Source organism: Streptomyces sp. NBC_01669, assembly GCF_026339735.1.
GTDB classification, from domain to species: domain Bacteria; phylum Actinomycetota; class Actinomycetes; order Streptomycetales; family Streptomycetaceae; genus Streptomyces; species Streptomyces yanii.
The window spans coordinates 2,035,331-2,049,933 of the sequence record NZ_JAPEQG010000001.1 but is presented as its reverse complement, the minus strand read 5'-3'; the positions used below and the strand labels follow the sequence as shown (position 1 = coordinate 2,049,933).

Below are 14,603 nucleotides of genomic sequence, written 5' to 3'. Positions count from 1 at the left end.
CCTTCGATATGTGCCTTGTGCAGGGCGGCCGCGATGTCGTCGAGGGCGGACTGGGCAAGAAGATCCTGAGAGAGAAGCGGATGTGAGGGCGTCGCGTCGGACGGGGTGGGTGTGAGGTCATGAGCGTCGGGTTCAGTGACAGGCGGTGCCCGTCGGCCAAGCATCAGCGGCCCGGTCGGGGCGATGGCGATCAACCCGGAGGGAACCCGTGCCGCCACCGGCAGCCACGACACGACTGCCCCAGTGTGGGATCCCACCTGGCATTCAGAAGACAACCGCAGTTGCAAGCAAGCTGACGATCACTGCCGGGTCCGCCGATTTGAGATCGTAGGGCGCACACGCTGAGGTCCTGCCTGCTCCTTCGAGGGGAGCAGGCAGGACCCGTTTCAGCTGCCGCGCGAGGACAATGATTCCTTTGCCCGTGGCGGTTGCCTTGATACTCAGCCGAGCGGCTTGGGCTTGGGACGGCGGAGGTGCCCATGGACCTCGCTGACGCAGGTCAGCGCAACGCCGATGCTGACGGCAATGGCCAGTGCCGCGATCAGAGTGTCCGGGCCGAAGGATTCCTGGGAGGCGGCGTTCAGGAAGGCCGCTGCGATGGCGATCTCGCCGAGTCCAAGTACCCCCAGCCACGCTGTTTGGGCGGCGAGCGGAGCGCGCGTCCGGACCTTCTCCCAGCCCAGCAGTGCTGCCCCGCCTCCCATCACCAGCAGCGTCACGACGAGCAACGCTGTGAACAGGACGTGGCTGGTGACGGACGGTGCCGTGTGGTCGATTTCGCTGGTGTCAGGGACCGGCAGGGCGAAGAGCAGCCCGACGAGGGCGACGTAGGCAATCTGCCCGATTAGCAAGACCGGCGCAACACGGCGACTGAGAAGTTGTTTCATGCGTTGCTCCTTACGAGTTTGCCGCTCTTGATGATCCAGAGCTTGCCCTTCGACACGTAGCTCTTGCAGGCGCCGCGGGACTTGCTCGCCGCCGTCGCCTTGGAGTTGTTGCTCTTGTAGTTTCTGCCGATGGCGCGACCGATCTTGTTGTTCCGGAGATCCATCTCCTTGTCGTTGCCCCGGGACTCCGACTCATGGCGTGTGGCCACCTCGTAGGCCGTCTCGTGGTCGATGAAGATCTCCATCGTGGCGTTCCAGTAGCAGTGGCGGAAGGCGTCACCGGTGCCCTGGAACAGAGTTTTGTCCGCGTAGTACTCCTTGGCATAGTGGACCGCCACTTCCGCTTGGTCGCGGGCCTTGGAGCAGTCGTATGGGTTCAGCAGGCAGTAGCGCTTCTCGGACGGCGTCATCCCGTAGCCGGCGGCGCTTGGATCGAGCAGGACCGGGTAGTGCACGGTCTGGCCGGCTGCCGGTGCGAGCGAGATGACGATCGCGGATCCGGAGGTCGTCATGGACACCGGGACGGTATTGCCCTTGGCATCAATGGCGACCGGCGCAGAGACGAAGGTGGCAAAGCCTTCCTGCCCGTCCGCGATCATCACCGTGTTCTCGGAGACGGCTGTCATCTCCTGGCCGGGCTGCAGATCCACCGTGTAGGTGAAGGAATGAGGTGCGTTCGCGGTCCGCAGCAGGTGGAAGAGCTCCACCTGGCTGGCTTCGGACCGGATCGCGACGATGTCGGCGTCGCGCTGGGTGTTCGGGTAGATCACAAGGCCGGTGCTGCTCAGCTCAGCTGGTGAGATGGACGCGACGGGCAGGTCGATGAGGGTCTGGGTGTTGCCGTCGGCGCTGGTTCCCACCACGGTGCTGTCGGCGGTTGCCGGCAGTTCGGTGACCGGGCCCGCGGTCACACTTTCCTCGTCCTCGGTCTTCTCGGGGTCTTCCTCCTCGACGTAGCCGGGTGGCGTGTCATCCTCCTCCGCTATGTCCTCGGTCGGTTCCGTGATCTCGTCCTCGTCCTCGGCGGGGTGGAGGATGGCTGAGAAGTGGGTTTCGGCTATCTCGTTGATGAAGGAGGTGGAGAGATTTCCGCTGAGTGAGCCCGCCCGGAAGGTGTACTCACCCCACTCCGACCAGGTGCCGGCTGCGTTCTTGACCCGGGCGGTCAGGGAGTGCACGCCGCGGGTGGCGGGCGTGATCGTGACAACGGCCTTGCCGCCGGTGAGCGTCGCGGCGCGCACGGTCTCCTGGTCGAGGGCGTACTCGACGGACACGGCCTTGCCGGCCGGATCGGTGAGAGTGAACGCGCCCGCGGTGCCCGCGTCACCGTGCCACAGCCCGTCGTCCGGGTAGGCCGTGGAGGCAATGGAGGGGGCGGCGGGTATCGAGGTGTCGATGGTCAGTGTGCGCCACACAGACCAGGTGCCGTTCCAGTCGGTTCCATCATAGGTGGTCACGCGCCACTTGTAGGTGCCAGCAGGCAGCGCCGGTGCCGTCCAGCTGCCTGCCCCTCCGGAGGCGACGTAGGCGGAGTTCCCCGTGGAGACCCGGGTGGTGCCGGCGGCGTTCCACACTTCGAAGGTGACGCGGACCGTGTTGCCGTCCGCGTCGCTGGCTTTCGCCTGCAACGTCGGCGTGGTGTCAGCGGTCACGGCACCAGAGGCCGGGCTGACGGGGGCACCCACGCCGGGCTTCGTGTTGTACGTGATGGACAATGCGGGCTCTGTGGGCCCCTGGGAGCCGTCCACGTAGTTGGCGGATCGGAACCGGCGCCAGCTCAGGGAGTCGCCCTCGTCCACGGCTTTGATCTGCAGGCCGTGGTTGGCTTCGCCGTCGGCCCATGCCTGGGCAATGCCTGTGACGTTCCAGCGCATGAAGTTGGCCGGGCACGCGGAGCTGTACCCATAGGCGGCCTTGGAGACCGCGGCACCGGTCGCGGTCGTGGTGGGCTGTGCGCCCCACGTCACGGCGCTGGGGTCCCAGCCCTGCGTGATGCGTCGGGCTTCCACCCCCGAGCTCGCGGTCGAGCAGCTGGCGGACCAGTAGGAGTGCAGCCGCAGCTCTGCGCTGAGGACGTTGGTGCCGGTGTACTTGGCGACGTCGAACTTGAGGAAGGAACGCGCCTTCGTCGTACCCGCGTCGTACGTTCCGGCCTTCAGCTCCGTGGAACCCCGCTGGGAGTCAGGGTAGTTGGTGGCGACCCACGTATCAGTGGACGCGGCCAGCGTGGTGGTCGGGTCGATGGTGACGGGGTAGGTCAGGTCCGGGTCGTTGAGGAACTCCTGGCTCGGACGCAGCACCAGTGTGGTGCCCTCGGCCGTCTGCTCGACGGTCGTGGCGATCTCCGCATCCTTCAGGGGCTCGCCCGAGACAGGGTCGAGGCCGGTGCCCCACATCCGCGGTGCCGGGGCGCTGGCGACGAGTGCGCCTGTGCTGTCCTCCAGCCGCAGATGCCGCTCAGCGGTCTTCTTCAGTTTCACGCCTTTCAGTGTCACCGGCAGGCGCAGCTCAACAGGCTCATTGGGTCGCTTGTTGAGGACGAGCGACTCGGTGAAGCCGTGCGGCAGCGCTGTGACATGAAGGTCGCCGCCGGGCACGGCCGACGGGTACACGGCGGTGTCCCCCTCGATCCGCGGAGCCGCCAGCGCCGTGCCCCAGTCCAGGCCGAAGGTGCGTTCACCGCGGGTGACACTGGCGAAGTCCTCCGCCCCGCCGTCGGACAGCTCCACGTCCGCGACCGTGGTCTTCGGTTCCAGCCTGCTACCGGTGTCGACCAGAGTGGTGTCGATCCGCGTCCATCGGCCATTTTCCTTGACCCGCACAGTGCCCGACGCGACGTCGGTGGTGAGCGATCCGTCCGGATTCACCCAGGTAATGGAGTCGCCGGTGCGCTCGGACAGCGCCTCGACCCGATGACCCGTCAGAACTGCGGCCAGCCTGGCCGAGTCGATGTCAGCTGCTTCAGTGACTCGCTCAAGACCGTTGATTTTCTTACCCGTTGCCGACTGCGTCTCCCCTGAGGCCTCGTCGGCCTGAACAGCGCCCGCCGTCTGCAGCGCGAGCGTGAAGGACAGCGCCAGCGACGTGGCCGCCGCTATGAACCGTCTGTTCATCCTTACCCCCTCTTACATGTCAAATGCATGCCAAATGCATATTTCTGCGGCAATGCCGAGATGATCATATAGGGAATCCATTCCAAAGTTTTACTTGGGAAAAAGGATCAACTGGGGGAACCATGGCCAACCTTGGGCTGAGTGTGGTGATGTTGATCATGCCTTGAGGCGCTTGTGTCCGACTCCGGAATGTGCGGTAACACGCCGTGCCTCGTGGTGGGTGCCAGTCGTCAGCCGGTGTGCAACGCGATCCCTGCAGCGCAGGCCGGGGGGCTTGCGCGGCCCGCCGACAAGGTGGATCGCGCCCGTGAGCGACGAGTGGATCACCACCGAGAGCACGCTTGCTGCGGAGGGGTCGCTTGAGGGGGCACTGATCTGGCGACCACGATGGCGGACTCCACGGACCCGGTCGCGCGCGGGGGCACCGAGAAGATCGGACGGTGGCGGCTGGCGGGCCCACGGCCGAGAAGCCGGCGGGCCTTGAGATCACGGGAAGCCAGACGGCCCTGGTGCTCACCGACCGCACGCAGCACTGTCTCGTCCCGGGCCGTGAGGTGCCCCAGACGGTCCCGGACCGCCACCCCGCAAGGCCCAGGCACCACGAAGGGCGCGGCCGGCTCCCGCACACCACCCACCACACCACCCCCTCCCGCAAGGCTGGACATCCGCCACCCAGCCCAACAAACGCAGGCACCAAAGGTCACACATTCGACCCCGGAACCCCCGTTCCCACCCCTGTGAACCACCCCGACAGGGACTCACTCCCGCTCGCTCCAATTCACTTCAGCGCAGCAAACCGACAGCAGTTCGCAACCCCTGTCGGTGCCGATCGACGGGTTTGTGGCTGTGGGGGGCCGGACCTGAGCGGGACGGGTCCGGGTCCGGCGTCATGCCTTCAGGGCGCGGCCACCGAACCCTCCGGCCGCAGCGGCCCGTTGCCACCAGGCTTCCAGCGCCGGCGGGTCCATCGAGCCCCACTCCGGTGGGGCCTCCACCAGGGCATGCCCCAGTCGCCGCCCCAGCTCCACCATGGCCCGGCCGGCCGCCGTGCGCTCGGAGTCGTACGTGCGGAGTGCCTCGGCCCAGTGGGGTGCGGACCTGAGCGCCGACTCCAGTGCCGTCGCGTCCTGGAGCGCCTTGACCGCACCGGCACCGGTGTGCGGGCGGGCCACGGTCGCCGCGTCGCCGGTCAGCAGGAGCCGGCCGGTGGCGTAGCGCGGCGCCGTGAAGTCGTACAGCGGCTGGACGAACAGCTCGTCCGGCGCGGTCAGACCGACCAGGCGGCCCCAGTACGGTGGCAGCAACTCGGCGGCGATATACGCGAGGTGGGAGTGCAAGGCGTCGGTGAGCGTGCCGGGCGGCAGGCTCGTCGGAGTCTCCAGCGACAGCTCGAGATCCGGGGGAGGAGCGGTGTAGAGCACCCAGTTCACCCGCTGGCCGCCGGTGGCGTCCGGGATGAGGTAGACGATCACGTGGCCGCCCGGGAAGACGACGTACGCACACTCCTCGACGTCCCACAGCCGCCGGTCGGCGGCGGACATCCTGGAGACGGGGAAGGCGCCGCGCCAGGCGAGATAGCCGGCGTACTCGGGGCGAGCCGCGGCGGCGAGCCCGGCGCAGACCTCGGTGCGGACGAGGGAGCGGTATCCGTCCGCACCGATGGCGAAGTCGAACACCTCGGTACGGTCGCTGCCGTCGACGCCCGTGATGCGTAACGCAACCCCGTCCGGGGTGTGCCGCACCGCGCCGACGGTGGTGCCGGTCCGGAAGTCGACCTCGCCCGGAAGCCGGGTCCGCAGTTCCCGCCAGAGCGGACCCCAGTTGTAGGTACGGAACGGGAAGGGCATCTCGCCGATCAGCTGTCCGAGGGGTGCGCCGCCCTCGCCGCGTACGTACCAGCGACGGCGGTTCAGCTGGATCCAGGGCATCCCCGCGTCCAGATACCCGGCCGACCGAAGCTCCTCGTAACGGTCGTCGTGCACGGCCAGCCCGACGCCCCGCTCCGCCAACTGCCCCGGCGCGCGCTCCAGGACCACGATCTCGTCGGCGCCGCCCCGGTGCGCGGCCAGTGCGGCGGCGCATCCGGCGACGCTGCCGCCCACGACGACGACCCGGCCTCCACGCATCTGATGTCTCCTCGGCTGCACGGTGGGAAAATGCCCCACGGACCACACCCCTGACTCCCACCCGCAGTGGACGGTCAAACCCTGCGGAGCGCGCCCTCCGCGGAGGTCAGGCAGCGTGCCGCCAATGCCGCGGGCCCCAGCGGCCCGTTCGCCGGGGCATCGCTCGCCGCGCCCGGGGCGTCCCGTACCGCCTCCGCCCACTGCCGGGCGTCGGCGGCGAGCAGTGGCGCGACGGCCTCTTCCTTGGTCGCGAAGTAGCGGTAGAAGGTGCGCGGGGCGACGCCCGCGCCGCGGGCGATGTCCTCGGCGCGTGTGGTCCGCAGGCCGTGTTCCACGAAGAGCGCCGCCGCCGTACGGGCGATGTCCAAGCGGGTCGCGGCCTTGCGCCGCTCCGTCAACGAGCCACCGTGCATGCGGGTCAGGTGATGCCTTCGGGGACAGCGCAGTTGATCGGCGGGAAATGCCTGTGTGGCAGAACCTGTCAGCACGGACATGAGTGACATGTGCGGGGCGAGCAAGGGCCCGCGTTCCCGCGGAAGGACGGCGGCGACCCGGTGCCCCTGGTGCTGAGCGACGGGCTGATGGCTTCCGGAGGAACGGCCCTCGCGGGGTCTTCGCGCCCCGCGGGCCGATCGGCCGAGCACGATGTGAGGGCTGACCGAGCAGCAGCGCTCCGCCCCCGGTGCTGTGCGGTACCGGGGGCGGAGAGCTCTACGGAGTCGGAGCGGCTCAGACCAGCTGCTCGTACGCCGGCAGTGTCAGGAAGTCCGCGTAGTCCTGGTCCAGCGACACCTGGAGAAGCAGGTCGTGGGCCTGCTGCCACTTGCCGGAGGTGAATGCCTCCTGGCCGATCTCCTCGCGGATCGCGGCGAGTTCCTCGGCGGCGACCTTGCGGGCCAGGTCCGCCGTGGCGTGCTCGCCGTTCTCGAAGACCACGTCCGCGTTGATCCACTGCCAGATCTGCGAGCGGGAGATCTCCGCGGTGGCGGCGTCCTCCATCAGGTTGAAGATGGCGACGGCGCCCATCCCGCGCAGCCACGCCTCGATGTAGCGGATGCCGACGGCGACGGCGTTGCGCAGGCCGTCGTACGTGGGCTTGGCGTCCAGGGTGTCGATGGCGATCAGGTCACCCGGCGCCACGGAGACGTCCTCGCGCAGGCGGTCCTTCTGGTTCGGCTTCTCGCCGAGAACCGCATCGAAGGAGGCCATCGCGATCGGGACGAGGTCCGGGTGGGCGACCCAGGAGCCGTCGAAGCCGTCGTTCGCCTCGCGGTCCTTGTCGGCCTTGACCTTCTCGAAGGCGACCTTGTTGACCTCGGCGTCGCGGCGGGACGGGATGAATGCCGCCATGCCGCCGATCGCGTGCGCACCACGCTTGTGACAGGTGCGGACGAGGAGTTCGGTGTACGCGCGCATGAACGGGGCGGTCATCGTCACCGCGTTGCGGTCCGGCAGGACGAACTTCGAGCCGCCGTCACGGAAGTTCTTGACGATGGAGAAGAGGTAGTCCCAGCGGCCCGCGTTCAGCCCGGAGGCGTGGTCGCGGAGTTCGTAGAGGATCTCCTCCATCTCGTACGCGGCGGTGATCGTCTCGATCAGGACGGTCGCGCGGACCGTGCCCTGCGGGATGCCGACGTAGTCCTGGGCGAAGACGAAGATGTCGTTCCAGAGGCGGGCCTCCAGGTGCGACTCCGTCTTCGGGAGGTAGAAGTAGGGGCCCTTGCCGAGGTCGATGAGGCGCTGGGCGTTGTGGAAGAAGTAGAGGCCGAAGTCGACCAGCGCGCCCGGCACCGGGGTGCCGTCGAGCTGGAGGTGACGCTCGTTCAGGTGCCAGCCGCGGGGGCGGGTGACGACCGTGGCGAGCTCGTCGGCGGGCCTCAGTGCGTACGACTTGCCGGACCTGGGGTCCGTGAAGTCGATGCGGCGCTCGTAGGCGTCGATCAGATTGAGCTGGCCGAGGATGACGTTCTCCCACGTGGGGGCGGACGCGTCCTCGAAGTCGGCGAGCCAGACCTTGGCGCCCGAGTTCAGGGCGTTGATGGTCATCTTGCGGTCGGTCGGACCGGTGATCTCCACCCGGCGGTCGTTCAGCGCGGCCGGGGCCGGGGCGACCTTCCAGGAGTCGTCCGCGCGGATCGCTGCCGTTTCGGGCAGGAAGTCCAGCGTGGAAGTGCGGGCGATCTCGGCGCGGCGCTCGGCGCGGCGGGCGAGCAGCTCGTCACGGCGGGGCGTGAACTGCCGGTGCAGCTCGGCCACGAACGCGAGGGCCGCGTCGGTCAGGACCTCATCCTGCCGGGGCAGGGGCTCGGCATCGACGATGGCCAGCGGGGACGGCGCTGGTGCGGACATGAGCTGTCACTCCTTCAGCGGGCGGTGCGGGCGGCGCCTTCGTGGCCGCCGGGTCGCCTCAATGGCACGGCGTGCCAGGGCTCCGGGATACGGCCGTGGGCGCCGTCTGGGGTACAGAGCGCTTCTGACCAGTGGATAATAGTTTCCTCATGGTGGAAGTTCAATGGTTTGTTGATGTCGAGATTCTCCGGGTCGACACAAGTGGGGTGAGGTCGGCGCAGCGTGCCAACGCGCTCACAGCACGTTCAGTCGAGGTGCCTCAGGTCCTCCGCGGTGTCGATGTCGTAGGCCTCCGCCACATCGGAACACTCGACGAGGGTGATCGCATCGCGGTGCGCCCGCAGGTACGCACGCGCCCCCTGGTCGCCCACGGCACCCGCCGCGATGTCCGTCCACCGGTCGGCACCGAACAGCACCGGATGGCCGCGCTCCCCGTCGTACGAGGCTGCCGCCAGCGTCACCCGGGAGCGGTACGCCGACCGGACCCGCGCCACCGCCTGCGCACCGATGCCCGGCTGGTCGACCAGGAGGACGAGCGCCGCGTCCGCCTCCGTACCGGAGAGCGCGCCGAGCCCTGCCCGCAGTGAGGAACCCATGCCTTCCGGCCAATGCGGGTTGACGGTCACCGCGCATCCCGAGAGGTCCGCCAGCGCCCGCACCTCGTCCGCCGCGGCGCCGAGCACCACATGGACGGGGTCGCAGCCGCCCTCCCGCAGAATGCGTATGGCGTGCTCGACGAGCGGCCGACCGCGGTGTTGCAGCAACGCCTTCGGCCGGCCGCCGAGCCGTCGGCCACCGCCTGCGGCGAGCAGCAGACCTGCGACGAGGGGGTGAGATGAATGAGCCATGAGGCCCTCAATACCTCACCACGCCCATGAACTCCTACCCGACCCGGCCGTGGCCCGCGTCCCCTCGCGGTCACCCCGATTTCAGTCACCGGAGTGGCGCACGGCACCTTCCATGGCGTTAACTTGCGCGCATCCCCGGACACTTGACCACGGTCCGGGGCAGGGTCGAAACACCGGCACAAAGATGTGCGAGGGGGAGTGCTTTGTTGCGAAGCGTGGGGCAGACGCGGGTGACCAGCAGTGACGAGGACCCGAGGGTGACGGAGTTGCGTACGGCCGTCTCGCGGCTCCGCCGTGAGCTGGCGGGGCATCCCGCCGAGTTCCCCGACCGCGGGATCGCCGAGGACGAACTGGCGGCCCTGGACGCGATGGCGGCCACCGGTGTGCCCGAGATTCCGCGGCTGCGCCGCTCACTGCTGCTGATCGCGGGGGCGATCGGCTCGGTCAGCGCATTGGCATCCGCGCTCAGGGACGTGCGGGTCGCCGTGGATCTCTTCGGCGAGCCGCCGCGCCACTGAGTACGGGAGGGGGTGCGGCGGGGGTCAGCGGCGGATGAGGCGCCGTGCCGTTGCCGCAGCCACTGCCGACGTGCGGGAGTCGACGCCCAATTTGGCGTAGATGTGTACCAGGTGCGATTTCACCGTCGCCTGGCTGAGGAACAGCGCCTTGCTGATCTGCAGGTTCGACAGTCCCTCACCGACCAGTTGCAGCACCTCGAGCTCGCGCTTGGTCAGGGCCTCCGCGGGCGTCCGCATGCGGTTCATCAGCCGGTGCGCGACGGCCGGGGCGAGCGCCGAGCGGCCGGCCGCCGCCGTGCGCACCGCTGCCGCAAGCTCCTCGGGCGGGGCGTCCTTGAGGAGGTAGCCGCTCGCTCCCGCCTCCACGGCCGCCAGGATGTCGGCGTCCGTGTCGTAGGTGGTGAGGATCAGGACCCGGGGCGCGTCGGGCGCCGCGGTGATCGCCGCGGTGGCCTCCGAGCCATGCAGGCCCGTCCCGAACTGGAGATCCATCAGCACGACATCGAACTCGCCCGTCGCCGCGAGCGCCACAGCCCGCTCGGCGGTGTCGGCCTCGGCGACCACACGGAAGTCCGGTTCGGTGTCGAGGACGGCCCGCAGCCCCGCACGCACCACCGGATGGTCGTCGGCGAGCAGCAGGCGGATGGGGGCGGCGCTCATGCGGCGGACCTCTCTTCGTGGCCGGGCAGCGGGAGGGGGAGGGTGAGCGCCAGGGCGGTGCCTTGGCCGGGGGCCGATTCGACGCTCAGCGTGCCGCCGAGCGAACCGGCCCGGGCCCGCATGGCGGGGAGACCGAAACCGCCGGTCTCCGTGTCCCTCGAGACCGTGGGTGCGCCCGGCGAGAAGCCCCGGCCGTCGTCCACGACGTCCAGCGACACCGAGGTGTCCATGAAGCTGAGCGTGATCTCCGCGCGCCGGGCTGCGGCGTGCTGCACCGTGTTGGCCAGAGCCGACTGGGCGGTGCGGAGCAGCGCCACCTCGTACGGCGTCGGCAGCTCCACCGGCGTCCCGCTGACCGCGAACTGCACCGCCAGATCCGGTCCGGTGGTGCGCGCGCAGAGGCGTTCGAGGGCGCCCGCGAGCGAACCGTTCTCCAGATCGGGCGGGGAGAGGGCGCGTACGAAGCGGCGGGCCTCGGCGAGATTGTCCTGCGCGGCTTCGCGGGCCCGGCGCACATGCGCGGTGGCGGGGGCGTCCGGCGGAAGGGTGCGTTCGGCGGCGCGCAGCAGCAGCTGAATGCTGGACAGGCCCTGCGCGAGTGTGTCGTGGATCTCGCGGGCCAGCCGCTCGCGTTCGGCGAGCGTTCCCGCCGTGCGCTCGGCGACGGCCAGCTCCGCCCGGGTCGAGACCAGCTCCTCGATCAGCTTGCGGCGCCGCTCGCTCTCCCGGAACAACGCGTCGTACCCGAGGACCGTGGCGATCGCGACCGCCGCACCGAGCAACGGCCCGATGAACGCGCCGGGCGTGATCTGCCCGCCGTGCAGCACAAAGCCGGTGATGGCAGCCGCCGCGGTGACGACGACGGCGGGCAGACCCCAGCGCATCGGCAGCAGATGCAGCTGCAGGAAGTACAGCGGGAAGGCCAGCCACAGGGCGTCCGGCGAGAGGACGAGAAGCGCGAGCCAGAGTGTCCCGAGGAGCGACAGCCACAGGGCGGCCGCCCTGTTCTGCGGCTGCACGGCGGGGGCGAGCGCGCCCGCCGCGTAGACAGCGGCCATGACGCAGGCGAGCGCGACCACGGCGGTCGCGTTCGATGCGCCGCCGCTCACGGCCGGCACCGCGACGAGCGCCAGCAGTCCCAGCAGCAGTGCGTGCAGACACAGCCGCAGTGCGGTGGTGACCGGGGTGTGCGAACGCGAATCCATGATGCGTTCCAGCGTAGACGCGCGGCGTCCGCGGCCGGTCAATCGAAAGGTTGATGTCAGGCCCCACCGGCGTGCGATGTTTTCGCGGACCGGCCGACCGAGGCTGGAGCCATGTTCGTCGCATGGAGAGATCTCCGGTTCGCCAGGGGCCGGTTCGCGCTCATGGGCACGGTCGTGGTGCTGATCACGCTGCTCGTGGGCTTGTTGTCCGGTCTTACGGCCGGTCTGGCCAGGGAGAACACCTCGGCCGTCACGGGGCTGAACGCCGATCACCTCGCGTTCGCCGCCCCGCCCGACGGCCAGTCGGTGTCCTTCACCAACTCGACCGTCGGGGAGAGTGCGTGGCGGAGCTGGGCTGAGCAGCCCGGTGTCGGTGCCGCGCAGCCCCTCGGCATCCGCACGCTCAACGCCGCCGCCGCCCGGGGGAAGGGGACGGCTGCCGTGTCGGCGTTCGGTGTCGAGCAGGACTCGGGCCTTGCCCCGACGGCCGGCGCAGCGCGCGTCGCCCCGGGGAGGGTCGTGCTCTCGGAGCAGGCGGCCGACGAGCTCGGCGCGGCCGTCGGTGACCGGGTGCGACTCGGCCGCGTCGAGGTGCGTGTGGCGGCAGTCGCGGGAGATGCCTCGTACAGCCATACGCCGGTCGTGTGGACCTCGCTCGACGACTGGCAGCGCTTCGCGGACAGCGGGGCGGGCGGCGCGCCGCACGCCACGGTGATCGCCCTGACCACCACCGGTGGCGCCGACCTCGCCGCCGGTGACAAGGCGGCCGGCACCAGCACGCTCTCCCTCGGCGATTCACTCACCGCCATCGGCTCCTACCAGGCCGAGAACGGCTCGCTCCAGCTGATGCGCGGCTTCCTCTTCGCTATCTCGGCCCTGGTGATCGGCGCCTTCTTCACCGTCTGGACGATCCAGCGCAGCGGCGACGTCGCCGTCCTCAAGGCGCTCGGCGCCTCCACCCCGTACCTTCTGCGCGACGCGCTCGGGCAGGCCGTCGTGATGCTCGCGATCGGTACGGGGCTGGGGACCGCGCTCGCCTCGGGCATCGGCGCGGTGGTCAGCGGCGGGGCCGTGCCGTTCGTCCTCGACGCGGCGACCGTCCTCGTTCCAGCGGCCGTCATGATCGCCCTCGGTGCCCTGGGGGCCGCGCTGTCCATCCGGCGGATCACCGCCGTCGACCCGCTCACCGCACTCGGGAGTGCCCGATGACCCTCACCCTCGCCGATGTCACCCTCACCTACCCCGACGGCGACGGCCGGCTCACCGCACTCGACCGGGTCTCGCTCGACGTTCCCGAGGGCTCGCTCACCGCGGTCGTCGGACCGTCCGGTTCCGGCAAGTCCAGCCTGCTCGCGGTGGCCGCGACGCTGGTCACGCCGGACGAGGGGCGGGTCGTGGTCGCAGGCCAGGAGACGGCGGGACTCGGACGCGCGGAGAAGGCGGCGCTGCGCCGCGAACGCATCGGCATCGTCTTCCAGCAGCCGAACCTGCTGCCGTCGCTGACCGCCGTCGAACAGCTTCAGGTGATGACCCATCTGTCGGGCGGCACCACGCGCGGCGCCCGCGGGCGGGCGCTGGAGCTCCTCGACGCGGTCGGTCTGGCCGACAAGGCGGACCGCAGGCCGCACCAGCTGTCGGGCGGCCAGCGCCAGCGGATCAATATCGCGCGGGCGCTGATGAACGATCCGGCGGTACTCCTGGTCGACGAGCCGACGAGCGCTCTCGACCATGAGCGCGGCGCGGCGGTGCTGGACCTGCTGATCGCGCTGACCCGGGAACGGTCGACGGCGACCGTGCTGGTCACCCACGACCGCACGCATCTGGAACGGGCGGACCGGACGGTGGTGATGCGGGACGGGCGGCTGACGGAAGCGGTGCTCAGCTGACCCGAACATGTCGGTGCCCGTCGGGTCCCTGCCCGGCGGGCACCGCTGCGTCCGTGTGGTCTCAGCCGGTCGGACCGCTGCTGGCCAGCGCGTCGGACAGTTCCTTCGCGACCTGCTGCAGGATCGGCACGATCCGTTCCGTCGCCGCCTCCGTCACCCGTCCCGCCGGGCCCGAGATCGAGATCGCGGCCGAGGTGGGGGAGTTGGGTACGGAGACCGCCAGGCAGCGGACCCCTATCTCCTGCTCGTTGTCGTCGACCGCATAGCCCGCCCGGCGGACCTGGTCGAGCGCGTCCAGGAAACCGTCCGGGGAGGTGATCGTCTTCTCGGTGGCGGCCGGCATTCCGGTGCGGGCCAGCAGCGCCCGTACCTCCTCCGGCGGAGTGTGCGCGAGCAGCGCCTTGCCCACCCCGGTGGAGTGGGGGAGCACCCGGCGGCCGACCTCGGTGAACATCCGCATCGAGTGCTTCGACGGCACCTGGGCGACGTAGACGATCTCGTCGCCGTCGAGCAGCGCCATGTTCGCGGTCTCGCCGGTCTCCTCGACGAGCCGCGCGAGATACGGGCGGGCCCAGGTTCCGAGCAGCCGCGACGCGGACTCGCCGAGCCGGATCAGGCGCGGGCCGAGGGCATAGCGCCGGTTGGACTGCTGGCGTACGTAGCCGCAGACGACCAGGGTGCGCATCAGCCGGTGAATGGTGGGCAACGGAAGACCGCTGCTCGCGGAGAGTTCGCTGAGCCCGACCTCGCCCCCGGCGTCGGCCATCCGTTCCAGCAGATCGAAGGCGCGCTCAAGTGACTGCACACCGCCGCTGGAACCGGCGGGTTTGGAGTCGGATGTGCTGGCGTGGGACGGCGGCACGTCAACGGTCCTTTCGAGGCGTAAGGGCAAGGCAGCAGCCTACCGGGAGGTTCCCCATCGGCCCACTGCTCCCGGTGCGGCGTCCTGGCCGGTCAGGGCCTGTTTGTCCGGGTGTCCGGGATCAGCCGGACCGTTCCGCGATGCCGCAC

The 14,603-nt window shown here is 69.8% G+C and carries 11 protein-coding genes and 2 pseudogenes; 3 read left to right on the top strand and 10 right to left on the bottom strand.

The genetic code is table 11. From position 1 onward, the window contains the following. Positions 1-440: 440 nt before the first annotated feature. The 7 genes and pseudogenes from OG972_RS08920 to OG972_RS08890 form a co-directional block, all read right to left on the bottom strand. The gene (locus tag OG972_RS08920) at positions 441-887 is read right to left on the bottom strand and encodes a hypothetical protein (RefSeq protein WP_266979882.1); all 447 of its coding nucleotides are present in this window, start codon (positions 885-887) and stop codon (positions 441-443) included. Further along, positions 884-4,000, bottom strand: coding sequence for a DNRLRE domain-containing protein (locus tag OG972_RS08915; protein WP_266979880.1), 3,117 nt, complete (start codon positions 3,998-4,000; stop codon positions 884-886). Before OG972_RS08915 ends, OG972_RS08920 begins: the two co-directional genes overlap by 4 nt. Positions 4,001-4,473: 473 nt before the next feature. Further along, positions 4,474-4,665: pseudogene (locus OG972_RS08910) on the bottom strand (IS200/IS605 family accessory protein TnpB-related protein); the annotation flags it as partial. A 222-nt stretch (positions 4,666-4,887) separates the two neighbouring features. After that, on the bottom strand, positions 4,888-6,126 hold the full coding sequence (locus OG972_RS08905; RefSeq protein WP_266979878.1) for an FAD-dependent monooxygenase: 1,239 nt from the start codon (positions 6,124-6,126) through the stop codon (positions 4,888-4,890). Between the two features lie 173 nt (positions 6,127-6,299). Continuing rightward, positions 6,300-6,539: pseudogene (locus OG972_RS08900) on the bottom strand (TetR family transcriptional regulator); the annotation flags it as partial. Positions 6,540-6,855: 316 nt separating this feature from the next. Further along, entirely contained in the window at positions 6,856-8,475 is a 1,620-nt protein-coding gene (gene aceB / locus OG972_RS08895; protein ID WP_266979876.1) for a malate synthase A, read from the bottom strand. Between the two features lie 245 nt (positions 8,476-8,720). Further along, complete coding sequence (locus tag OG972_RS08890; RefSeq protein WP_266979874.1) at positions 8,721-9,323, bottom strand: NTP transferase domain-containing protein; 603 nt, start codon at positions 9,321-9,323, stop codon at positions 8,721-8,723. A gap of 215 nt (positions 9,324-9,538) precedes the next feature. Here OG972_RS08890 and OG972_RS08885 point away from each other — a divergent pair, with 215 nt between their 5' ends. After that, positions 9,539-9,841 (top strand): DUF5955 family protein, encoded by a 303-nt coding sequence (locus tag OG972_RS08885; RefSeq protein ID WP_266979872.1) that lies wholly within the window; start codon positions 9,539-9,541, stop codon positions 9,839-9,841. A 24-nt stretch (positions 9,842-9,865) separates the two neighbouring features. Here the strand turns inward: OG972_RS08885 and OG972_RS08880 are convergent, their stop codons facing one another. Together OG972_RS08880 and OG972_RS08875 are read right to left on the bottom strand one after the other, a co-directional pair. Next, the gene (locus OG972_RS08880; RefSeq protein ID WP_266979870.1) at positions 9,866-10,501 is read right to left on the bottom strand and encodes a response regulator transcription factor; all 636 of its coding nucleotides are present in this window, start codon (positions 10,499-10,501) and stop codon (positions 9,866-9,868) included. After that, complete coding sequence (locus OG972_RS08875; protein ID WP_266979868.1) at positions 10,498-11,706, bottom strand: sensor histidine kinase; 1,209 nt, start codon at positions 11,704-11,706, stop codon at positions 10,498-10,500. The genes OG972_RS08880 and OG972_RS08875 overlap by 4 nt, the downstream gene beginning before the upstream one ends. A gap of 111 nt (positions 11,707-11,817) precedes the next feature. Between OG972_RS08875 and OG972_RS08870 the strand changes: the two genes are divergently transcribed. Next, positions 11,818-12,915 carry an ABC transporter permease gene (locus tag OG972_RS08870; protein WP_266979866.1) on the top strand — a complete coding sequence of 366 codons (1,098 nt, stop codon included), beginning with the start codon at positions 11,818-11,820 and terminating at the stop codon, positions 12,913-12,915. Then, the gene (locus OG972_RS08865) at positions 12,912-13,592 is read left to right on the top strand and encodes an ABC transporter ATP-binding protein (protein ID WP_266979864.1); all 681 of its coding nucleotides are present in this window, start codon (positions 12,912-12,914) and stop codon (positions 13,590-13,592) included. The genes OG972_RS08870 and OG972_RS08865 overlap by 4 nt, the downstream gene beginning before the upstream one ends. A 61-nt stretch (positions 13,593-13,653) precedes the next feature. Here OG972_RS08865 and OG972_RS08860 read toward each other — a convergent pair whose 3' ends face one another. Further along, a complete protein-coding gene (locus OG972_RS08860) occupies positions 13,654-14,454 on the bottom strand; it encodes an IclR family transcriptional regulator (protein WP_266979862.1) in 801 nt (266 codons plus the stop codon). Positions 14,455-14,603 lie beyond the last annotated feature (149 nt).